Source organism: Streptomyces sp. NPDC055955 (assembly GCF_042270245.1).
GTDB lineage: Bacteria > Actinomycetota > Actinomycetes > Streptomycetales > Streptomycetaceae > Streptomyces.
Map to the genome: position 1 here is coordinate 36,690 of NZ_JBHJYS010000006.1, position 20,855 is coordinate 57,544.

A 20,855-nucleotide genomic window follows, 5' to 3' on the forward strand; every position below is an offset into this window, starting at 1 on the left:
TGGCCTGACCAGTAAGCTCACTTGCCAGGTACCGTGACGATGGAAACTGTCGTTGTCAAGGGTTCGCCTACCTCAGACATCGCGAGCGAAGGAGAGTGCGGGTGCTCAGGGGACAGAGCCTGGCCGCCATGTCGGCCGTCGAGATGGTGGCCGGATTCGCCGACCGCACGTTGTCGCCGGTCGATGTCCACGACGCCGTCCAGTCGGTGATCGAGGCACGTGAGGGCGTGCTTAACGCGTTCTGGGTGCGGGACCCGGACGCGTCCCGCAAGGCGGCTCAGGCGAGCGAGGCCCGATGGTCGGCGGGCGAACCCCTCGGGCCCATCGACGGCGTGCCCGTGACGCTGAAGGAGAACGTCGCGCGCCGGGGCGTGCCCATGTCTTCGGGCAACGCCGGGGCCGAACCGGTGGTCCCCGACGCGGACGCGCCGATCACCGCGCGGGTCCTCGAATCCGGTGGAGTGGTCCTCGGCTCGACCGTCATGCCCGACTGGGGCATGCTCTCCTCGGGCGTCTCCAGCCGGCACGGCATCACCCGCAGCCCCTGGAACCCCGGCTGGACCACGGGCGGTTCGAGCTCCGGCGCGGGCGCCGCGGCCGCCGGGGGGTACGGGCCGCTGCACGTCGGCACCGACATCGGCGGATCGATCCGGCTGCCGGGCACCTGGCTGGGGCTCGCCACGCTCAAACCCAGCTACGGGCGGATCCCGCTGGACGCCCCGTACCAGGGGCGCTGCGCCGGTCCCCTGACGCGCACCGTCGCGGACGCCGCCCTGCTCATGCGGGTCCTGAGCCAACCGGACGCCCGGGACTGGTCGAGCCTGCCGCCGCAGGACATCGACTGGTCGGCCCTGGACGTCGACGTCCACGGACTGCGCGTGGGGGTGCAGCTGGACGCCGGGTGCGGGGAGCCGGCCGACGCGGAGATTGTCGCCGCGGTGCGACATGCTGCCGAGGTCTTCGAGGCGGCGGGAGCCGTCGTGGAGCCGGTCGGGCCGTTCATGACCCAGGATCTCCTGGACGACCTGGATCTGTTCTGGCGCGTGCGGTCCTGGAACGACTTCCGCGCGCTGGCGCCCGAAGCCCGTCAGCGCGTCCTGCCCTACATCGTCCAGTGGTGCCAGGAAGGCGCGGACGTGCCGGGCACGCAGGTGCTCCGGTGCCATCAGCAGATCATGCGGATCCAGGAGCGGACCGTGGCGGCGACGCTCCCGTACGATCTGGTGCTCTCGCCGACCGCTCCGGTGGCGGCGTTCCCCGCTGAGCAGCCGATGCCGTTCATGGGGGACGGGAAGACGATGCACCACATCGGATTCACCGCGCCGTACAACATGTCGGGGCAGCCCGCCGCGACCGTCAACTGCGGTTTCACGACGGACCGTCGGCCCATCGGCGTGCAGATCTCGGGTCGCCGCTTCGACGATCTCGGGGTCCTGAGGGGGGCGGCGTGGTACGAACGGAACCGTCCTGCAGAGGCGGTTCCGCACTGGCCGGACAGCGTCCCCGGGACGCTCACGGGGGAGAGGACGACATGAATCACGCTCGAGGGGAAACAGCCGTGAGCAGCGGCGCACAGTTCCGGCAGGTAGCGCCGGTACGGCTCTACCAGCGCATCGTGGAGCAGATCGAGCAGGCGATCACGCGAGGTGACCTGAAGCCCGGCCAACGGCTGCCGAGCGAGCGGGAGCTGGTGACACAGTTCGGGGCGAGCCGGCCCACCGTGCGGGAGGCCTTGCGTGTCCTGGAGAGCAGCGGGCTCGTCCGCTCGCGACCGGGCGACCCGAACGGCCCGGAGATCCTGCCGTTCTCGCCGGCCGGCCTGACCAAGGAGATGACCCGGCTCGTCCAGTTCGACAACATGTCGATGGCCGAGCTGATCTCGTTCCGCATGATGCTCGACGGCTCGGCGAGCCAACTGGCGGCCCGGCTGAGGTCCGAGGAGGAACTGTCCGCCATGGAGCGCACGCTCGCCGTCATGTCGGACGCGATCGACGAAGGTTACGAGGAGTTCAGCAGGGCCGATGTCGCCTTCCACGAGGCGGTGGCCGTGGCCAGCCGCAATTCCCTCATCGAGGTGTGCAACCAGGTCGTCAGGGGTGCCGTCCTGTCGCTGATCTCGGACAAGGTCGCCCACGCGAGCAACAGCAAGGCGCTCATGCGGGAGTCGCTCCATCACCATCAGGATGTGCTGGAGGCGATCCGCGTACGGGACGGCCTGGCGGCGGCACGCCTCTCACGACGCTCGCTCTACGACTACTACGCTGGCTACGTCCCCGAGGACGAACAGGGTCTGCTGACCGCGCTGGTGGACGACGAAGACGCCTGAGCATGCCTTTGTCCCGCTCGCGCCCCCGGAGATGTTCTCCGGGGGCGCGAGCGTTTTCTGCCTCTGGATATGAGGAAGGTGCAGTCAGGTTGTGGTCAGGACACGGGAGTTCTCGGGGGCCACGAGGCGACGGCGGTGTTTGGCACGATCACTTCCCGAGGGTCGGCTTGCCTATGCCTATGCCGTTTCCGCCGCGGAGGCGATCTCCGCGCTGAAGCGTCCGTGAGGCAGGCAGGTGTCCTGTCGCACTGAAGCAGGCAGGTCCTCATGATGTCTCATCGGACTGACGGGTTCTCAACTGACCCTGTACTCAAGGCAAATGAACGCATCACTCCCCGGAGAAGCCCCGCCCCGCGGTGAGGTAGCGTGAAGCGCATGGAGTGCTTCGCAGCCCGGCGCATTCGCCACTGAGGGGCGGCCCGCCGCCGCGCCCGCGGCCGCGCGAGCCAGTCGACGACTGTTCTGTTCAGCGTTCGACCCCTCGCCCAGAGAGACATCTTCCATGCTCATTCGCCCCTTCGCCCAACGCGATCAGGCACGTCTGATCGAGCTGACCATCGAGACGTTCCGGCCGTTCTTCGAGGATTCCTTCCGCCCACTCGTGGGCGAGGCCATCTTCACCCTCCAGCACGGCAACTGGCGCGACGACTACCGCAAGCAGCTCGCCGAGCTCCACCATCCCAGCCGGCACAAGTACGTCGCGGTCGCCGAAACCGAGGGCGACATCGCCGGGTATGTGGGATGGAGCGTCGACCCGGCCCGCAGGCACGGAACCATCACGATCCTGGCCATCGCGACCGGGCACCGCCGCGACCACGCGGGCACTGCGCTCTGCCGGCACGCATTCGACGCGATGAAATCGCTAGGAGCCGAGATGGTCGAGATCGGCACCGGGGGTGACCCGTTCCACGCGCCGGCCAGAGCCCTGTACGAGAGCCTCGGGTGCGTCCAAGTCCCGGCCGCCGTGTACTTCCGCCGGCTCTGACAAGCGTGCGCGCTGGAGCAGACCTGGGGCCACTCTCACTCCCAGTGTCTCCGCCTCCCCCATTGGCGGGTCACGCTCCCGCCGCGCCACCGCCCGCGCGCGCCGGGCGCCACATCACGTGTGCGCGTCCGGCGCGCACTTAAGGTGACGCCCGGAGGTGGAACATGCGAGTGGGGTTGCACGCGCTCGGTATCGGAGACGGTGCCCGTCCCGAGGTGATCCGTACGGTGGCCACAGCCGCGGAGACGCACGGCTTCGCGAGGCTCTGGTGCGGCGAGCACGTGGTGCTCGTGGACGCGCCCGCGTCGCGCTACCCCTACTCCGCGGACGGCCGGATCGCCGTGCCCGCGGACGCGGACTGGCTGGACCCGCTGCTTGCCCTGACCTTCGCGGCGGCGGTCACCAGCCGGATCGAGCTCGCCTCCGGCGTGCTCCTGCTGCCCGAGCACAACCCGGTCCTGGTCGCCAAACAGGCCGCCACACTCGACGTGCTCTCCGCCGGGCGGTTCAGCCTCGGGGTCGGGGTCGGCTGGTCGGCCGAGGAATTCGCGGCGCTCGGAGTCCCCTTCGCCGAGCGCGGGCGGCGCGCCGAAGAGTACCTAGCCGCGATGCGCGCGCTTTGGGGCGAGGACCCGGCCTCCTTCACGGGGGAGTTCACGCGCTTCGACGCGATCCGGGTCAACCCGAAGCCCCTGCGCGGCGGCCGGCTCCCGGTCGTGGTCGGTGGCAACAGCGACGCCGCGTTGCGCCGCGCGGCCACGCTCGCCGACGGCTGGTACGGCTTCAACGTCGCGGCGGCCGACGTCCCGGCGCGCATCGCCGTTCTCGCCGATGAGTGTGCCCGTCATGGTCGGGCCTTTGACGAGCTCACGGTCGCCGTCGCGCTGAGCGACGGCACCCCGGAGCACCTCCCCGCACTCGATGCGGCGGGCGTCACCGAACTCGTCGTCGTCGGCGCACCTCCGCCCGCGCCCGACGCGGCAGCCGCCTGGGTCGCGGAACTTGCCCGGACGTGGATTCGCTCTGAGGGATAGCCAGGGCCGACCGGAGCCCCAGCCGCACCCTTGTACGGCCGCAAGTTGTCTCCCAGGGGGACTGCGGGGTCGACCTGGGCCCCGAGGGCACGCAACTTGGTCGCGTAGCAGGGAGAAGGCCTGCCACCGAGTGAGGGCGTCCGAGCGCTCCACCATGTCGCGTGGCACCGAACAACAGAGGTCGTGGGACAGGCCGAATTCCCGCGCCGGCCCGTCGCATCCGGATACGGGCCAGGCGGCGGGTGGTCAGCGCGTCGAAGCACAGCTCAGGGTGCTCCCCCCCGCCCCCAGCTGGCCTGCTCCCTCCCTCATCAGAACGACTACGGTCAACTCATCCACGGGGAGCCGTGGTTCGCTGCTCGTCATGAGGGGGACCGAGGCTTGCGGACGAGCAGTAGAAGCGGACGGCGCACCAGGCGATGCGGTCGGCCGGTGTGCGCTGTGACGCGTTGTGGGTGGCTCGGTCACTGGCGCGGACCGCGCGGCAGGAGCTGCGCGACCAGGCCGACAGGTGCCGATCGTCGAGGGGATCTGTGATCGGCGCCCGGTGTGCCGTCTCCTTGCCGAGCCCGCTACCGCCAAGTCCGGGTCGCGTGAGCTGGACGCGGCCAGGGTGCGCGGGGGCGGGCGTCGAGGGGACCGTTTCCGGCCCGCATCGGCGAGGGGAGCTCAGCCGTTGAGCCAGGTCCGGTAGTGCGTGGGCGCCAGGCGGGCGTCCGGGCCGGGGGTGAGGACGTCACCCTGGACGGCGGCGAACAGGCCGGCCTGATCGTCGACGACGACGGGCCGCTCGTCCCCACGTGCGGCCAGTGTGATGCGGCCGAGCTCGTCGAGCGTGAACCTGTCGGGGCCTGCGACGTTGAGGATGCCGCCGAGGGGCGATCCGGTGGCCACGTCCGCGAGGGCGTTGACCACGTCGGCGCTGGCGATCGGCTGGATGGGGGTGGCGGGCAGCCGTACGGCGGTCTCGTCCGAGGTCCACGACATGGTCGGCTCCATGAACTCGAAGAACTGCGTGGCGCGCACGATCGAGTACGGAGTGGGGCCGTTGCGCAGCAGCTCTTCCTGCAGCGCCTTGGCGCGGTAGTAGTCCAGCTGGGGCACCTGGTCCACGCCGACGATGGAGAGCGCGACCTGATGACGTACGCCGGCTCGCTTGCCCGCGTCGAGCAGGTTGCCCACCGAAGTGCGGAAGAAGTCGAGGGACTGCTCGTCGAACGTGGGGGAGTTGGTCACGTTGACGACGGTGTGGGCGCCGGCGAGGGCCTGGTCGAGGCCGGTCCCGGTGAGCAGGTTGACGCCGGACGACAGTGACGCCGTGGTCACGTCGTCGCCACGGTCGGTGAGCTTCGTGGCGAGCTGAGAGCCGATGAGGCCCGTGCCGATGACGGTGATCTTCATGGTGTGCCTTCTTTCGTGAGTCGAGCGTCCCCGCAAACTCGGATAACTGATGTCCGAGATAATACTCGGATAGTCTATGTCCGAGTCAAATGGAGGTGGGCGGAGCATGAAGATGTCCGGTGGCGTGGAGTGGGCGCTGCACTGTTGTGTGGTGCTGACCGTGGCGGACGAGCCCGTGCCGGCGGCCCGGCTGGCCGAGCTCCACGACGTGTCGCCGAGCTACCTGGCCAAGCAGATGCAGGCGCTGGCCCGGGCGGGCCTGGTCCGTTCGATCCAGGGCAAGACCGGCGGCTACGTACTCATGAAGAGCGCCCATGACATCACTCTGCTGGACGTGGTCCAGGCTGTCGACGGGACGACTCCCGCATTCGTGTGCACCGAGATCCGCCAGCGCGGACCATTTGCAACCCCTCCGGAACAGTGCACGAAGCAGTGCCCGATCGCCCGGGCGATGGGTGCCGCCGACGCGGCATGGCGGGCATCCCTGGCGGCCGTCACCGTCGCCGGTCTCGTCACGTCAGTGGAGGGCGACAGCGGCCCCGAGGCGCTGCCGAGGATCGGCTCCTGGCTGACCGACGGCCCCGGCGCGCGCGGAGAGGGATGAGCTCATCGGACCCGCTTCTCACGGCGCGACGTGTTGGCGGGCGAAGTCGACGAGCCGGCCTGGCGCTGGCGACCATCGCGAGCGTCCATGACCCCGACACCCGCATCCCGCTGCTGAAACGACTCCACTGCTACCGGGTGGGTATCTGGCGGTGCTTGGCGTGGCGGCATGGCTGATCATCAGCTTCTTCTGATGCCCGAAACACCGCGCAACCGCCTTCGTTTCACACGAGCGTGATCCTGAGGTGGAATTGGCGGAGTTGTTCGAGTAGAGCGTGGTGCGCTGGCGTGTGAAACGCGGTTGTTCGTGCCGAGCTTGTCCGGTGCAATTCCGGGCGGGTCTTGAGAGTCGTTCCCACGCCGATCGGCGGTGCATCAAGCGCTTCACCCGCACGGTCAGAGGGCGTACCGCGCGGCGAGTCTCGCCGTCCCATGAGCGAAGCTCGTCGTCGACCTGGTGATGCGTCATGGAGAGGCGGGGCATTTGGCCCATATGCGAGCAGTCATTGTCAATAATGCAGATTTCCCATGGTTTTATCTCGCCATGGAGGAGATCGGATGATGACTGGAGACGAACAGGCGGCCACGTCCAGGCGACGCGTGCTGGCCGCCGCCGCAGTGGCGCCGGTGCTGATCGGGGCGGGGCCGGCCTGCGCTCGCGCGATGCCCGACGGGGCGTTGGTCAAGCCGCTGACCACCACCGTGTCGGACTGGGCAGCCGTAGCGAAGGTGCTGGGCCGCAGGGGCACCTTGCTGCGAGGGACGACTTACCACACCCCCTATCCGCGCGACGATCTTCGCGTCGTCGTCGAGGGCGACATCGTCATCACCCCGGAACTCGCACTGGGTGCGCACGTGGCCTTCGTCCGCTACGCCGACGGCAGCAGGATGTGCATGGGCGATGTGGCAGTCACCGAGAAGGAGCTGCAGCGGGTGATCGATGCCTGGCAGGCGCATGGGATCGCGGTGACCGCGCTCCACAAGCACCTGCCTGCCCACAGCCCCGACGTCTGGTGGGTCCACGTCCACGGACACGGCCACGACGAACTGGCCCTGGCGCGCGGCCTGCGCGCGGGATTCGACCGCACCGGCATCCCGCCGGCCACACCGTCCGGCCCGCCGAGCCCCGTCGCCCTGAACACGGCCGGAATCGATGCCGCGCTGGGCGCCAAGGGTTCCAGCGACGGCGTGGTCTACAAGGCGGTCTTCGCCCGCCGCGAGACGATCTGCGACGGCAATCTGGTACTGCCCGCCGGTCTGGGCGCGACCAGCGCGTTCATTTTCCAGCCTCTGGGACACGGCAGGGCAGCGCTCAGCGGCGACTGCGTCATGCTCGCCGAGGAGGTCCATAACGTACTGCGAGCATTGCGGCGGGGCCGGATCCAGCTCGTCGAGCTGCACAACCACCACTTGACGGAGAGCCCCCGCCTGTTCTTCACCCATTTCTGGGCCGTGGGCGACGCCGTCGAGCTCGCCAAAGCGCTGCGCCCCGCAGTGGATGCCACCAACGTGGTGCCGACCACGTCCTAGTTTTCGTCAGGATCGCCTGCCCCCTCACCTGCTGTGACTGGGTTCGTCGACAGCATGTGCGCGATGTCAACGACCTTGTGAGCACGGCGTTTTCGGGCTTGGGTCCTTGAGAAGGTCGAGGATGTGGTCGACGGCGGCGAGGGGAGTGCGGCTCACGTGTCGATCGGCGCGCGGCGCCTGACCGCGTGCGGTGCAGGAGCTCCGGGCGGCTGGATCTCGCGCCACCCGCTGCTCCAGATACTCCACCGGCGTCATCGTGAAGGTGGAAGGGCGGGAGGGCCCCCCGTGTTGCGGCTGGTGCGCGGGCCGGTTCGCCTCGTCCTCCGCCCGAGCCCGTTCGGAGTCGGATCACCTGCCTGGGAAAGGATTGGACGGAGTGATGCCCCGGCTTGTAGCTTGCAGTTGACCGTGACACCACCAAGGAGGTGAGACCCATGAACGCTGTATCGACGTGGGTGCTCCCCCTTCCTGTCATGGCCGGCGACTGACGTAGGTGTCGCCGGGAGCGCCTGGACAACAAGGCACTCCCGAAAGGCAACACCTATGAACTCTCCCCGGTTCACCGCCGAGCCGTCGCCGAAGGATACGGTCGAGCGAGACGTCACCGAGGGTGACGTCTCCAGGCTTCAGTCGCAGACCTCCGGCACCGATCGCGCGCCCCTCATGTTCGACGTCATCATTGCCGGGTGCGGGCCGACGGGCGCGATGCTGGCCGCCGAACTGCGGCTGCACGATCTGCGGGTGCTCGTTCTGGAGAAGGAAACCGAGCCCGCGCCGTTCGTCCGCATCGTCAGTCTGCACATCCGCAGTCTCGAGCTGATGGCGATGCGCGGACTGCTGGATCGCATCCTCGAACACGGAAGGCGGCGTCCGGCCGGCGGATTCTTCGCCGCCATCCCCAAACCCGCGCCAGAGGGACTGGATTCCGCGCACGACTATCTGCTGGGCATTCCGCAGCCCGTCCTCGTTCGCCTGCTCGAAGAACATGCGATCGAAAGAGGTGTACAGGTCCGGCGCGGTTGCGCGGCGGTCGGTTTCGAGCAGGACGACGAAGGCGTGACCGTCGAGCTGGCCGACGGCGAACAGCTGCGTGCGCGCTACCTCGTCGGCTGTGACGGCGGGCGCAGTACGGTGCGCAAACTGCTCGGCGTCGGCTTCCCCGGCGAGCCCTCACGGACCGAGACGCTGATGGGCGAGATGGCGGTGGGCCTGCCGCCGGAGGAGATCGCCGCCAAGGTGACCGAAATCCGCGAGACCCATCAGCGATTCTGGCTCCGGCCCGTCGGCCCAGGGGCCTACAGCGTCGTAGTCCCCGCCGCGGGAGTCAGCGATCGCGCGGAACCGCCCACCCTCGATGATTTCAAGCAACAACTGCGCACCGTCGCCGGAACCGATTTCGGCGTGCACTCCCCGCGCTGGTTGTCCCGCTTCGGGGACGCCACCCGCCTGGCCGAACGTTATCGGGTCGGCCGGGTGCTACTGGCCGGCGATGCGGCACACATCCATCCGCCCACCGGCGGACAGGGCCTCAACCTGGGCGTTCAGGACGCCTTCAACCTCGGCTGGAAACTGGCCGCACACATCCGCGGCTGGGCGCCGGAAACGCTGTTGGACACCTACCAGGCCGAACGTCGTCCGGTGGCCGAGGACGTGCTGGACAACACCCGCGCCCAGATGGAACTGCACTCCACCGAACCGGGCCCGCAGGCCCTGCGCAGACTGCTCACCGAACTCATGGATTTCGATGACGTGAACCGCCATCTGATCGAGAAGATCACCGCGATCGGCATCCGCTACGACTTCGGCGAGGGTCCCGACCTGCTCGGCCGCCGCCTGCGTGACATCGACCTGAAACAGGGCAACCTCTACGGTCTGCTGCATCATGGTCGGGGCCTGCTGCTGGACCGCACCGAACGCCTGACCGTCGGCGGCTGGTCAGACCGGGTCGACCTCCTCGTGGATCCCGCCGCGGCACTGGACGTTCCGTGCGTCCTGCTCCGCCCCGACGGCCACGTCGCCTGGATCGGCGACGATCAGCAGGACCTGGACGGCCACCTCTCGCGCTGGTTCGGCAAGCCCGCCAACTGAACTCGCCCGAGGACCGAAACGACTCGTGAGGAGGGTCGAACGGTCAGTAGCGACTGACCGTCGGAAGGCTTGAGGCGCCTGCGCCCGTGGTGCCCCGGCGCCACGGGCGCGGGAGCACACACATCAGCGAGCCACCTGACTCGGAACAGCTTTCTGCGCTCATGGCCGCGGCGGGGCGAGCAGGGATCGTACGCCCTTGCTGGTGAGGATCACGCCGTCGTGGTGGCCGGGGTCGATGAGCAGTGCCAGGTCTTCGTCGGTGGGCCAGTTGGCCGCCAGCAGTCCGAGTTGTACCTGGTGACTTGCGAGAACGTCAGGGAGTGCCTGGCCCATTCGTTCCGCTGAGGTGAAGACGGGGACGGCACGCAGGCGTGGCGGGTCGTCGATCACGGGAAGCGTCAGTCCGCCGTCTTCCTGGTGGTCGTGAGTGTCGAGTTCGGTAGGTTCAGGCACGAAAATGTCGCACCCGGCCAGTGTGTCCAGCGCGGCCAGGTCGTCGGGTGCTCGGTGTAGGTCGCGTAGGGCGTCCTGGGCGGCGGCCGCGAACAGTTCCTCGGGGATGTTGTTGTCACACATCGTTTGTCCCCTCATGGCTCTGAGTGGGCCGCCCGACGGGGGTTCGCCGGGTGGGGGTCTGCCGTCTCCGCTGTCCGGTACCCAGAGGAGACCCAACTATGCGGCATCACAGCGTGGGGCGGGGAGGACGCGCTGTCACGCCTGCCTTCCGGCAGCCCGGCGCTCCAGAGACGGGCGTGCCTGCTCGTTCTCGTGGGTTCCATGATGCTCGGAACCTGTTCCGTGGGAAGCGCTGCGGCGGTGCTGCGACACGGGTGGCCGTCGGGGCAAGAACGACACGTGCGGCTCGTGAGGTGACTGTGGTTGCGCCATGTCCAACGCAAGGCGAACGGCTCTCCGCGGGTTGTCGCGTCACCCGAGGACGGTGAAAGTAGTGGCTACATTTGTCGCCGATTGTCCTGGAGGCACCTTTGAGGCACCACTCCTATGAGCAGCACAGCGATGAGCTTGTGGCCGAAAGCCCTGAGGCACCCGTACTGGACCGGGAGGGCGAAGCCGGTCGGCCGCAACCGGGGGCTTTCGACGCCGTGGTCGATCAAGCGGCCGGCGTGCTCATCGCCGTAGGGCGGATGTCGTCGGCGGAAGCCTGGGACGTCCTGCGGGAGACGTCCATGCGCACGGACATCAAGCTCCGCCACGTCGCCGAGCTACTGGTCGAATGGGGTCGCACAGGCGCCTTGTGCGCGGACATCCGCATCGAACTGGACCGCCAGCTCGCCCAGCGCCGGCCGGCGCCCGGACTCTGACCAAGAGCAGAGCCGGCGCCACGGATCGGGAACTCGGAGGCCCTCGGCACTCCGACGCCGACACGAGAAGAACGGCTTCGCGTGCAGGTGCGCGTGAGTGACCGTTGTCGGACGACATGGCACACGAGTTCCCGAGCCGGTGGAGTCGATCGGGCCCTTCGGCGTCCGCGCGAGCATCCGGTTGGGCGTATGCGGGTGCGGGTGTTCAGGGCGGGAAGACCTGAGGCCCGCGCCGACTGCGCACGCCGAAGCCGGGCCGCTTCGTTTCAGGCTGCCGGGTCGTCCGGGCCCTGCGCTCCGTCGCAAGTGGCTTCCTCGCGTACGCGCCGGCAGCTGGTCTGGATGAGACGGGAGACGTGCATCTGTGAGATCCCGAAGTGCTCAGCGATCCGGCTCTGCGTCATGTCCTCGAAGAATCGCAGGTAGAGAATGGTGCGTTCGCGTTCGGGGAGGTGTTCCAGGCCGGCCTTGGCGGCTTCCCGGTCGGTGATCACGTCGTAGGACTCGTCGGATGCGCCGAGCGCGTCCGCGAGGCTGAAAGCGTCGTCGCCTGAGGACAGCAGTCCCGCGTCCAGGGACAGTGCGCTGAAGCCGTCGATCGCCTTGAGGCCGTCGCGGACCTCGTCGTCGGACAGACCCGTGTGGGTGGCGATGGCGGTCACGCCGGGTTCCGAGCTGCCGTCGGGCTGCTGGGCGAGGTCGCGGCGGGCGAGGCGGACCTTGTTGCGCAGGTCCTGCACGCGCCGGGGGACATGGACGTCCCACATGTGGTCGCGGAAGTGGCGGCGCAGCTCGCCCCTGATGGTGGGGACGGCGTAGGGCTCGAACCGGCCACGTCGCGGGTCGTAGTTGTTGACCGCCTTGAGCAGTCCCATGGCCGCGACCTGCCGGAGGTCCTCGACGCTTTCGCCCTTGCCGTGGAAGCGCACGGCGATACGGTGCGCCACGGGCAGCCACGCCTCGACGACCTCTTCACGCAACAGGTCCCGCTCGGGCCCTTCGCTCAGCCCCGCGAGGTGGGTGAAGGCAGCCGTGGTGTCTGGACTGTCGTCGTGAAAGCGACGGGACCGCGCGTGCCGGGAGGGTGGTACGCGTTTGTGGGTGAGCATGAAATTCGCTCCTCAACGGTCTGCTGCGGGCCGCCGCGAGAAGCGAACAAAGCGCACCCGACCATCATCGAACAGGGAGCGGTACGCCGCTCGCGGCGGATGCCTCTGGGTCCGAAGCATCGTTGTTGTTCGCCTGTCCTGTGGTTCTCTCCTCAAACGCCCCCTCGAGCGGGGCCCGCGTGCACGTGCGGCACGGTCACGTCCGCTGGAGGGGTGTATCGACGGCGGAGGAGAGCCTGTTCGGCCCGCCGACGCCGTTTGAGGAGCTGGCCTGGGAAGTAACTGCCCGGCCGCAGCTGGGGAGTTCGACGGTGCCGGCGTGGGAGCCCCACTCGCGCCGGCATCGGTCGTGGTAACGGGCGACTCGCACGTCGCTGACATGAGCGTTTTCGTCGCTCATGTCAGCGGCCGCGGAACGAGTGCAGCTCCGACAGCAGTGGGGGCGAGCCGGAGAGGAGCCCGGCGAACACGTAGAGGACGGCTGTGAGGAGTTCGTGCGAGCCGGCACCAGGACAGTCAGCTGGTTTTGCGGTCCGTGGGTTTCGGTACTACCTGCCGGTGTCTCAACTTGTCGTGTGAGCAGGCCTATTGGGGCCTTGGGCGCCGGAGGTGCGGAGAGCTGCCTGTGACCTACCGGTGGCTTCCGGTCGCCTCGCGTCAGAGGCGGTGATCTCGTTCTTCCTCGATGACCGACGTGGACGACGGCACGACGACCCGCCTGCGTTTGGCGATGCTGGTGAAGGCCAGTACGCCGATGACGCCGACGATCATCATGATCACGCCGACCACATCGAGGTTGACGCTCCGCATCTGCCAGTCGGTGCCGAACGTGAGAATGGCGCCTGCGGCGATGAGCAGAATGCATCCGCCTAAGCCCATGGGATTCGCCTCCTGTGTCGGACGGTGGTGGTGCACTGCGGCCTCGGGTACCCGCGGCGTCCGCGGTCATGCACGGCCCGGGTGCCTCTTGGTGAGTGCTCGGATGCGTGCATGTCCCGAGCCGGGAGGGGAACCAAGTACGCCCGGCCTGGGACGGAGTGGGGGAGTGGCGCGTTCGGTGGGTGGACGTCCGTCGCCTGTGCCGTGGGACCAGGCCCTCACGATGGATCACAGCATCGTCGCCGAGATGGCCGAGCCGGCGGCAGCACTCTGACGGAATGGTTTGTGGCTCGTGGCGACGCGGCGGAGGCCGCGAGCGCAGGAGAGGCGTCCTGTCCGTCCGACTGCCCCTGCAAGGTCGGCCGGGTTCCTTTCGACGAGGGGGTTCTCGGTCCAGCCTGTCGCTGTCTGGTCTGTCCGATTGATCGGAGGTCTTGAGGAGGTTTCTCTGTCTCCGCTCTGGCGCTGCCCGCCCTGACTCAGTAACCTCCCCTCCAGTTCACGTGGTCTACACCACGAGCCTCGGAGGTGGCCAAGTGCCGCGCAGGGCAAGTCGGTTGATCTATGCGGCTGCGGCCGCACTCGCGGTCATCGGGGCGTTGTCGGCCCCGAACGGTGCCTCCGCGGCGGCTCCTGCGGAGGTCGCTGCGGCCCCCGCTGTGGTTCCGCCTCTGCAGAACTGGTCAGGCGGAAGCGGCCAGTTCACGCTCACCCAGCGGTCCCGGATCGTGGTTGACGGTGCGCCCGGCTCCCGGCTGGTGGCCGACGCGCGTACGTTCGCCGACGATCTGGCCGCGTCGGGCGCCCGGCGGCTGCCGGTCGTCGTCGGCGGCTCGGCGCACAACGGTGACGTCGAGGTCACCGCGCGGGACGGTGACGGTGAGGGGTTCGCAATCGACGTGACTCGGGAATCGGTCCGTCTCTCCGGCGACGGGTCGGCCGGTGCCTTCTATGCGGAGCAGTCGGTCGAGCAGATGCTGAAGACCTCCGATGACCATGCCTCGCTCCCTGTCGGCTCCACCCGGGATGTCCCCGCGCAGCGGACCCGAGGCCTCATGATCGACACCGCTCGCACGTACTGGTCGGTGGAGTCCATCCAGCAGACGATCCGTCAGCTGGCGTGGACGAAGTTCAACACCCTGCACTGGCATCTGACCGACTCCGAGTTCTTCCGGCTCGACCTGCCCGGATACGAAGGGCTGGCGGCAGCGCAGTCGTACACTCCCGCCGATCTCCGCGCCGTGCAGGACTACGCCGCCCGCTACCACGTCACCGTGCTCCCGGAGTTCGACATCCCCGGACATGCCACCGCGATGTCGAAGTACTGGCCGAGCCTGCGCTGGGACTGTGCCTCGATGAACGCGATCATCGACACCGCCCGGGTCGACCCCGGGTTCACCGTCGACATCACCAAGCCGCAGAACGTGGCCTGGCTCGACGGACTCGCCGAGGAGATCGTCGGCCTCTTCGACTCGCCGGTCGTCCACCTCGGTGGCGACGAGACACCACGCGCCGCCACACAGGACAAGTGCCCCGAGCTCGTGTCGTACGCGAAGGCGCAGGGCTATGCCAAGACCCAGGACGTCTTCCTCGCGTACGAGAACCACCTGCACGCGCTGCTCGCCCGGCACGGCAAGAAGATGCAGATCTGGGGATGGTGGCCGCAGGCCGGCGGAGCGGGTTCGGTCACCGTCGACAAGGACATCCGTATCCAGGCGTGGCTGGGCGACGAGCAGACTTTCATCGACCAGGGCTACGACGTCGTGGTGAGCAACGAGTTCTCGCGCCTGTACGTCGTCCCCAAGGCCATGCCGGGCACGGCCAACGGTCAGTACATCCCGGACGACGACGCGCTTTACCGCACGTACGCCGTGAGCACCTCGCAACGGGTGCAGGGCCTTGAGATGGCGCAGTGGGGCGACCGCCAGTTCACGGCGCCGGAGGCGTACTCCCTGTCCTATCTGCGGCGCCCGCTGCAGATCCTCGCCTCCACCGCCTGGGGCAGTCCGCGCAGCGGGAGCTATCTCGACTACGAAGCGATGGCGGACACCGTCGGTACCGCTCCTGGTGTCGCCGAGCAGGCAGACCCCGACGCGCGGCCGGTGAGCGCCACGGCGTACGGCCCAGATGGTGTGGCGAACGCCGCCGACGGCGACCCGGCGACCGCGTTCGCCGCGGACACCGCGGGGGCGGCCGTCGGCCTCGATCTCGGCGAGCACGGCGCGGTGCGTCCGGCCGCGGTGCGGCTGCTGCCCCGCAGTACGTCGACGGCCGACCTGTCCTCGCTGGTCGGAGCCAGGATCGAGGGCTGCTCGGCAGGACCCGACAGCGGGTGCACGACGCTGACGAGCGTGGAGTGGACGCCTACCCGTGACTGGCAGACGCTGCCCGTGGACACCTCACACGCCTACCGGTGGGTGCGGCTCGTCGGCGCCGCGAAAGCCAAGCCGGTCGTGGCCGAACTGGAGGTGCTCGCCGCCCCGCAGGACGTACACGTCACGGTGACCGCGCCGCGCGATCTGCCGCAGGGGCAACGCGGCGTGGTCGAGGCCGAGGTGACGAACACGACGGGCCGGGCCCTGCCCCGCGTCGAGGTGCGCCTGACCGGGCAGCACACCCGCGACAACACCGCCTTGGCGCACGCGATTCCGGCGCACTACGTCACCGTGCCGCCCCATCAGCGCCGCACCGTGCGATTCACCGTCACACCGGACGCGGCCGCGCACGCGGGACTCTACCGACTCACCGCGACGGCCGACTTCGCCGCCGGCGAGGGCAGCCGAAGAGTGCGCGGTTCGGCGCTGTCGGCGCTGCCCCTGCGGAGCCTGACCGAGGCCTACGACAACATCGGCATCACGCAGGACGGCAACCCTCAGCCCGGCGACATCGACGGCGCGCAGTCGAGCCTGTCCGCCGAGGGCCTCGCGGCGGCGGGCGTCGAGCGGGGCCGCACGGTCTCGGCCGACGGATTCGCCTTCGCCCTGCCGTCGCAGGCCGCCACCGACCGGGACAACGCCGTGGCCGACGGCCAGCGCATCCCGCTGACCGGCCACGCGGCCCGCGTCGGACTCCTGGTCACCGGAACGTACGGAACCTCCGCGGGAATCACCGGCAAGGTCACGCTCACCTACGCCGACGGCACCACCGCCACCAGCGAGGTGACGGTGCCCGACTGGAGTGCCGCGACGGGTTCGGCCGCCGTGATCGCCGCCGACGCGGGAACGGTCAACGGCAGCGGCCGTGCCCAGACCAGCCGTGCGGCGCGGCTGTACGCCGTCGCCGTCGACGCCGACCCCGCCAAGCGTCTTGTCTTCGTCACACTGCCCACCGCGTCGGGCCCTCTCGGCGCCAAGGCTCCGCTGATCCACGTGTTCGCCCTCGCCACCGACGACCGACAGGGGACCTCCTGATGCGTCACCGTGTCATGCCAAGTCTGAGACGCGCAAAGACCGTTGTGCCTCTGGCCTTCGCCACGGTCCTCGCGGGAGTCCTGCTTCCCGCGGGCGCCGCCACAGCCGGCGAACCGCCGGCCGTCGTAGTGCACGCGGCCCCCGACGGCCGCGGCAGCGCGTGCTCGTCGGGGCGCCCCTGCTCGGTGGAGGGTGCCAAGGACCGGGTGCGGCATCTGCTTCCGTCGGGGCGGGCGCGCGACATCGTGGTGGAACTGGCCGACGGTACGTACCGCCTCGACAAACCCCTGGAATTCGGGCCCGAGGACTCAGGCCGCGGCGCTCACCGGGTCACATGGACGGCGGCGCGCGGCGCGCATCCCGTGCTCAGCGGGGCGCTCAAGGTCACCCACTGGACTCAGCGCGACAAGGACAAGAACATCTGGGAGGCACCGCTGCCCAAGGGCCTCGACACCCGTCAGGTGTACGTCGACGGCGAGCGTGCGCCCATCTCCCAGGTGACCCCGGCCGACCTGAATCTGTCCTTCGCCGCGGCGAGCGGCGGCTACACCACCTCGCCCGCCACCTGGGGACAGAACCTTCTCGACGCCGTCGGCGCGGACGCACTGCGCAGGGTCGAGTTCGTCTACACCGGCGGCAACGGCCCCTGGACCCAGTCGCGCTGCCGCATCGAGTCGGCACAGGGGGCAACTCTGCTGATGCAGCAGCCCTGCTGGGGCAATGTCACGAAGCGGCCGACGTTCACCCAGGCGTCGGGTTCACTGCCGTCCATGAAGGCGGGCACGGCGCCGACCCGCATCGAGAACGCCTACCCGTTCCTGCATCCCGGGCAGTGGTACGTGGACCAGGAGCGCGGCGTCCTCGACTACATCCCCGCCGCCGGTGCCGACATCCACTCCCTCGACGTGGAAGTGCCCCGTCTCAGCACTCTGGTGAAGGGCGCCGGCACGCTCGACGCGCCGGTGCGCAACGTCACGTTCTCCGGCCTCGGCTTCGCGTACGCCACCTGGCTGGAACCGAGCAGCCCCGCCGGATTCGCCGACGTGCAGGACAACTTGCGTCTCACCGGGGACGACCCCGCCCGGCCGCAGGGCACCTGCACCTTCGGCACACCGCCGGGCACGTGCCCGTTCGGCGCGCTCACCCGGCAGCCCGGAAATGTGCAGTTCACCGCCGCGCGCGACATCGTCCTGCGCGGCAACACCTTCACCCACCTCGGCGCGGCCGGACTCGTCCTCGAACACGGCAGCCGCGACAACACGGTCGAAGGTAACACCTTCGCCGACATCTCCGGGAACGGCATCATCCTCGGCAGCACCACCGACCCGAACCCCTCCGACGTCGGCGCCGACGACCGTGAGATCAACTCGGGCAACACCCTGGCGAACAACCTCATCCACCACGCCGGCGCCGACTACCCCAGTGCGGCCGGCATCACCCTCTTCTTCACCCGGCACACCCTCGTCACCCACAACGAACTGCGCGACCTGCCCTACACCGGCATCTCCGCAGGAGTCATCCAGGGTCACGTCGACAACGCCGCACACCCCGAGAACACCACCAACATCAACAGTGACAACACCATCAGCCACAACCTGATCCACCGCTACATGCAGGTCCTCAAGGACGGTGGCGCGGTGTACGTCGAGGGGCATCAGGGCCAGACCGTCAAGGCCGCCGACGGTTCGGTGGACCGGGCCGCGAGCATCGCGCACGGCCTGACCGTGGCGGGCAACGTCGCCTACGACCAGGGCAACGTCAACTTCACCTGGTACGACGACGCCGGCGCCCAGTGGCTGAACTGGACCGGAAATCTGGAGTGGGGCGCCAAACAGGCGCAGGGCGGCTGCCAGACCACCGGCCATCTCGACTACGTCGCCAACGTCCAGTCCGGCCTGACCGGCGAGTTCCACTGCTCACCACCCGTACCGGTGGACACCCGCATCGAAGGCAACCGGACCATTCCCAGTACCCCGGACGCCTCCGACCTGCCCGCCGACACCGTCGCACAGGCCGGGCTGACCGGTCGATGGCAGCACCTGACGACATCGACGGCGCCCGGCGTCGGCTACGCCCACGAGGCGACGGACGGCGGTGCTGTCCTGGTGGCCGGCCATGGCTTCGGCCCCGGCACCCGGGTCGACTTCGACGGTGTACCCGCTGCCCGGATCACCGTCCTGTCCAACGGCGTGCTCCAAGCCGAGCCATCGTCAGGCACCGACCCGGTGCGGGTGACGGTGACCACGCACGCCGGCAGTGCCACCGCCGCGTTGTCGTGACCGGCGGCACCGTGGACGTGCCCTGAAAGGGCACCAGCCGATCCATTCATGCACGGGGCTCGGGCCGGATCTGCGCCCGTGCCTCGTGGCGCTCCCGAGCCGAAACCCAGAGGAGGACAATGTGCAGGAAAACGGGATGTCACGCCGCGGCCTCATCCGTACCGTGGGCGCGGCCGGGGTCGTCGCCGCCCTGCCGGGGACCCTTGCCTATGCCGCCGGTCCCGCCGTCGCAGACGCCCGTCCAGAGCTCGTCGACCCGGCGACCCCGCTCGACGCGCAACCACACGTGGGGCCCGTGGCGGCACGGGCCGCGTCCACACTCGTCTTCAGCGGGATCTAGTGAGGAACCCCGGGCCTTCGGGCCCGGGAGGAATCACTTCTCAAAATTGGGGTGGCCTGCGCGTACGCGCGGGTCTGCTGTGTTGTCAGTGCCCCCGCATAGGGTTCCGGCATGAAGATCGTGGTGCAGGTGAAGCTGTTGCCGGAGGCCGAACAGGCCGCCGCGCTGCGCTCCACGCTGCGCACGGTCAACGATCTGGCGTGCTGGGTTTCCGAGGTGGCGTTCGCTCGCGGCGTGCCGCGTGAGTATGAGCTGCGTAAGCACACGTATCCGCATCTCAAGGCCGAAGGGCTGGGGGCGCAGGCCGCGCAGCATGTGATCAAGAAGGTGCGTGACGCGTACACCACGCTGCACGCCAACCTGCGCGCCGGACATCTCGGCAGGCCGAGGTCGAGGCGTCGGGTCAAGGCGGAGTCCAAGCCGATCGTGTTCCGCCCCGAGGCCGCGCAGCCGTATGACGACCGGTGCCTGAGCTGGCAGTACGACCAGCAGACGGTGTCCATCTGGACGGTGGCCGGGCGGATCAAGAACGTCTCCTTCGTGTGCGCCGCCGACGCGCTCAAGACGCTCCGCGACTACCGCAAGGGGGAGTCCGATCTGATTGAGCGCGACGGCGTGTTCTACCTGATCGCCACCTGTGATGTGCCCGAGGCTGAGGCGTACGAGCCGGACGGTTTCATCGGCGTGGACCTCGGCATCGTCAACATCGCTACCACGTCCACCGGCTACCGGGCCGCCGGGCGCGGTCTGGGCCGCTACCGCAAACGCCAGCTGGCCCTGCGGCGGAAGTTGCAGAAGAAGCGCACCAAGTCCGCCAAACGCCGGTTGAAAGAACGCTCCCGCCGCGAGCAGCGGCACGTCAAGAACACCAACCACATCATCGCCAAGACGATCGTGACCGAGGCTGAACGCACCTTGGCCGGGATCTCCCTGGAAGAACTCAAGGGAATCCGGCAGAGGGTACGGCTCCGTAAGCCCCAACGGGTCACACTCCACTCCTGGGCCTTCGCCCAGCTCGGAGACTTCATCGTCTACAAGGCCCGCAGGGCCGGTGTGCCCCTGGTCTTCGTTGATCCCGCGTACACGTCGCAGATGTGCTCGCAGTGCCGGCACGTCGACAAGCGCAACCGTGTGGACCAGGGGCTTTTCATCTGCCGGGGGTGCGGGGTCGTTGCCCACGCCGACCGGAATGCTTCCCACAACATCGCCGCACGTGGCGTTGCTGTGTGGACTGCGGGGCGTGAGTCACGCGTCCCTGCCACCCCATAACGGGGTGTCTGGACGGAGGGGTCCATCCCAGCAGCCAGTTGGGAACTACCTCCAAGCCCGGTCCTTGAGGGCACCTTCAGGGCCGGATCAAGTTGACTTACGACGGCACCCATCACCGCCCCCGATCTGATCAGCCAGGTCCGAGAGTTTCCCATCGCGTCCCACGAGGTCATCCCGTACGCCCAGGGCAACATTGCCGACGCGCCCCTGGACTACACCTCCACCATGTACGTGGACTACATCCGGGTCTGGCAGTAGTCACCCGGACGACGAGAGTGAA

The 20,855-nt window shown here is 68.8% G+C and carries 16 protein-coding genes; 12 read left to right on the plus strand and 4 right to left on the minus strand.

Translation table 11 applies throughout. The annotated features are described in order from the left end of the window. Nucleotides 1-101: 101 nt before the first annotated feature. The 4 genes from ACFC96_RS13860 (at nucleotide 102) to ACFC96_RS13875 (ending at nucleotide 4,345) form a co-directional block, all read left to right on the plus strand. Nucleotides 102-1,535 carry an amidase gene (locus ACFC96_RS13860; protein WP_376612352.1) on the plus strand — a complete coding sequence of 478 codons (1,434 nt, stop codon included), beginning with the start codon at nucleotides 102-104 and terminating at the stop codon, nucleotides 1,533-1,535. A gap of 23 nt (nucleotides 1,536-1,558) precedes the next feature. After that, nucleotides 1,559-2,326, plus strand: a complete 768-nt coding sequence (locus ACFC96_RS13865) for a FadR/GntR family transcriptional regulator (protein ID WP_376612353.1) — start codon at nucleotides 1,559-1,561, stop codon at nucleotides 2,324-2,326. 502 nt (nucleotides 2,327-2,828) lie between these two features. Further along, nucleotides 2,829-3,311 carry a GNAT family N-acetyltransferase gene (locus ACFC96_RS13870; RefSeq protein ID WP_376227917.1) on the plus strand — a complete coding sequence of 161 codons (483 nt, stop codon included), beginning with the start codon at nucleotides 2,829-2,831 and terminating at the stop codon, nucleotides 3,309-3,311. 164 nt (nucleotides 3,312-3,475) lie between these two features. Beyond that, nucleotides 3,476-4,345: an LLM class F420-dependent oxidoreductase gene (locus ACFC96_RS13875; protein ID WP_376612355.1), complete on the plus strand. Its 870-nt coding sequence runs from the start codon at nucleotides 3,476-3,478 to the stop codon at nucleotides 4,343-4,345. A gap of 669 nt (nucleotides 4,346-5,014) precedes the next feature. On the opposite strand, the gene ACFC96_RS13880 is transcribed toward ACFC96_RS13875, so the two are convergent. Further along, nucleotides 5,015-5,746 carry an SDR family oxidoreductase gene (locus ACFC96_RS13880; protein WP_340459118.1) on the minus strand — a complete coding sequence of 244 codons (732 nt, stop codon included), beginning with the start codon at nucleotides 5,744-5,746 and terminating at the stop codon, nucleotides 5,015-5,017. 106 nt (nucleotides 5,747-5,852) lie between these two features. On the opposite strand from ACFC96_RS13880, the gene ACFC96_RS13885 reads away from it, so the two are divergent. The 3 genes from ACFC96_RS13885 to rox all read left to right on the plus strand — a co-directional run bounded on the left by ACFC96_RS13885 (nucleotide 5,853) and on the right by rox (nucleotide 9,967). Further along, nucleotides 5,853-6,350 (plus strand): RrF2 family transcriptional regulator, encoded by a 498-nt coding sequence (locus tag ACFC96_RS13885; protein ID WP_376226846.1) that lies wholly within the window; start codon nucleotides 5,853-5,855, stop codon nucleotides 6,348-6,350. Nucleotides 6,351-6,907: 557 nt separating this feature from the next. Then, entirely contained in the window at nucleotides 6,908-7,879 is a 972-nt protein-coding gene (locus ACFC96_RS13890) for a DUF1259 domain-containing protein (protein ID WP_376612357.1), read from the plus strand. Between the two features lie 543 nt (nucleotides 7,880-8,422). After that, the gene (gene rox / locus ACFC96_RS13895) at nucleotides 8,423-9,967 is read left to right on the plus strand and encodes a rifampin monooxygenase (RefSeq protein ID WP_376227244.1); all 1,545 of its coding nucleotides are present in this window, start codon (nucleotides 8,423-8,425) and stop codon (nucleotides 9,965-9,967) included. A 159-nt stretch (nucleotides 9,968-10,126) separates the two neighbouring features. Here the strand turns inward: rox and ACFC96_RS13900 are convergent, their stop codons facing one another. Next, nucleotides 10,127-10,543, minus strand: coding sequence for an SseB family protein (locus tag ACFC96_RS13900; RefSeq protein WP_376266803.1), 417 nt, complete (start codon nucleotides 10,541-10,543; stop codon nucleotides 10,127-10,129). A 527-nt stretch (nucleotides 10,544-11,070) separates the two neighbouring features. On the opposite strand from ACFC96_RS13900, the gene ACFC96_RS13905 reads away from it, so the two are divergent. After that, nucleotides 11,071-11,289, plus strand: coding sequence for an ANTAR domain-containing protein (locus ACFC96_RS13905; protein ID WP_376612359.1), 219 nt, complete (start codon nucleotides 11,071-11,073; stop codon nucleotides 11,287-11,289). Nucleotides 11,290-11,555: 266 nt separating this feature from the next. Here the strand turns inward: ACFC96_RS13905 and ACFC96_RS13910 are convergent, their stop codons facing one another. Continuing rightward, nucleotides 11,556-12,398 carry a SigB/SigF/SigG family RNA polymerase sigma factor gene (locus ACFC96_RS13910; RefSeq protein ID WP_376612361.1) on the minus strand — a complete coding sequence of 281 codons (843 nt, stop codon included), beginning with the start codon at nucleotides 12,396-12,398 and terminating at the stop codon, nucleotides 11,556-11,558. Between the two features lie 657 nt (nucleotides 12,399-13,055). Next, nucleotides 13,056-13,277 (minus strand): hypothetical protein, encoded by a 222-nt coding sequence (locus ACFC96_RS13915; RefSeq protein ID WP_340458541.1) that lies wholly within the window; start codon nucleotides 13,275-13,277, stop codon nucleotides 13,056-13,058. Between the two features lie 659 nt (nucleotides 13,278-13,936). On the opposite strand from ACFC96_RS13915, the gene ACFC96_RS13920 reads away from it, so the two are divergent. The 4 genes from ACFC96_RS13920 to ACFC96_RS13935 all read left to right on the plus strand — a co-directional run bounded on the left by ACFC96_RS13920 (nucleotide 13,937) and on the right by ACFC96_RS13935 (nucleotide 20,575). Continuing rightward, nucleotides 13,937-16,687: a family 20 glycosylhydrolase gene (locus tag ACFC96_RS13920; RefSeq protein ID WP_376612688.1), complete on the plus strand. Its 2,751-nt coding sequence runs from the start codon at nucleotides 13,937-13,939 to the stop codon at nucleotides 16,685-16,687. A gap of 44 nt (nucleotides 16,688-16,731) precedes the next feature. Beyond that, a complete protein-coding gene (locus ACFC96_RS13925) occupies nucleotides 16,732-18,966 on the plus strand; it encodes a right-handed parallel beta-helix repeat-containing protein (protein WP_376612363.1) in 2,235 nt (744 codons plus the stop codon). Between the two features lie 121 nt (nucleotides 18,967-19,087). Continuing rightward, entirely contained in the window at nucleotides 19,088-19,306 is a 219-nt protein-coding gene (locus ACFC96_RS13930; RefSeq protein ID WP_376612365.1) for a hypothetical protein, read from the plus strand. A gap of 111 nt (nucleotides 19,307-19,417) precedes the next feature. Further along, the gene (locus ACFC96_RS13935; protein ID WP_376612366.1) at nucleotides 19,418-20,575 is read left to right on the plus strand and encodes an RNA-guided endonuclease InsQ/TnpB family protein; all 1,158 of its coding nucleotides are present in this window, start codon (nucleotides 19,418-19,420) and stop codon (nucleotides 20,573-20,575) included. The last annotated feature ends 280 nt before the right edge of the window (nucleotides 20,576-20,855 follow it).

Coding starts and splice junctions, on each gene's coding strand:
- ACFC96_RS13890 (WP_376612357.1), top strand. CDS start 6,908: ATGATGACTGGAGACGAACAGGCGGCCACGTCCAGGCGACGCGTGCTG.
- ACFC96_RS13915 (WP_340458541.1), bottom strand. CDS start 13,277: ATGGGCTTAGGCGGATGCATTCTGCTCATCGCCGCAGGCGCCATTCTC.
- ACFC96_RS13870 (WP_376227917.1), top strand. CDS start 2,829: ATGCTCATTCGCCCCTTCGCCCAACGCGATCAGGCACGTCTGATCGAG.
- ACFC96_RS13875 (WP_376612355.1), top strand. CDS start 3,476: ATGCGAGTGGGGTTGCACGCGCTCGGTATCGGAGACGGTGCCCGTCCC.
- ACFC96_RS13910 (WP_376612361.1), bottom strand. CDS start 12,398: ATGCTCACCCACAAACGCGTACCACCCTCCCGGCACGCGCGGTCCCGT.
- ACFC96_RS13880 (WP_340459118.1), bottom strand. CDS start 5,746: ATGAAGATCACCGTCATCGGCACGGGCCTCATCGGCTCTCAGCTCGCC.
- ACFC96_RS13885 (WP_376226846.1), top strand. CDS start 5,853: ATGAAGATGTCCGGTGGCGTGGAGTGGGCGCTGCACTGTTGTGTGGTG.
- rox (WP_376227244.1), top strand. CDS start 8,423: ATGAACTCTCCCCGGTTCACCGCCGAGCCGTCGCCGAAGGATACGGTC.
- ACFC96_RS13900 (WP_376266803.1), bottom strand. CDS start 10,543: ATGTGTGACAACAACATCCCCGAGGAACTGTTCGCGGCCGCCGCCCAG.
- ACFC96_RS13935 (WP_376612366.1), top strand. CDS start 19,418: ATGAAGATCGTGGTGCAGGTGAAGCTGTTGCCGGAGGCCGAACAGGCC.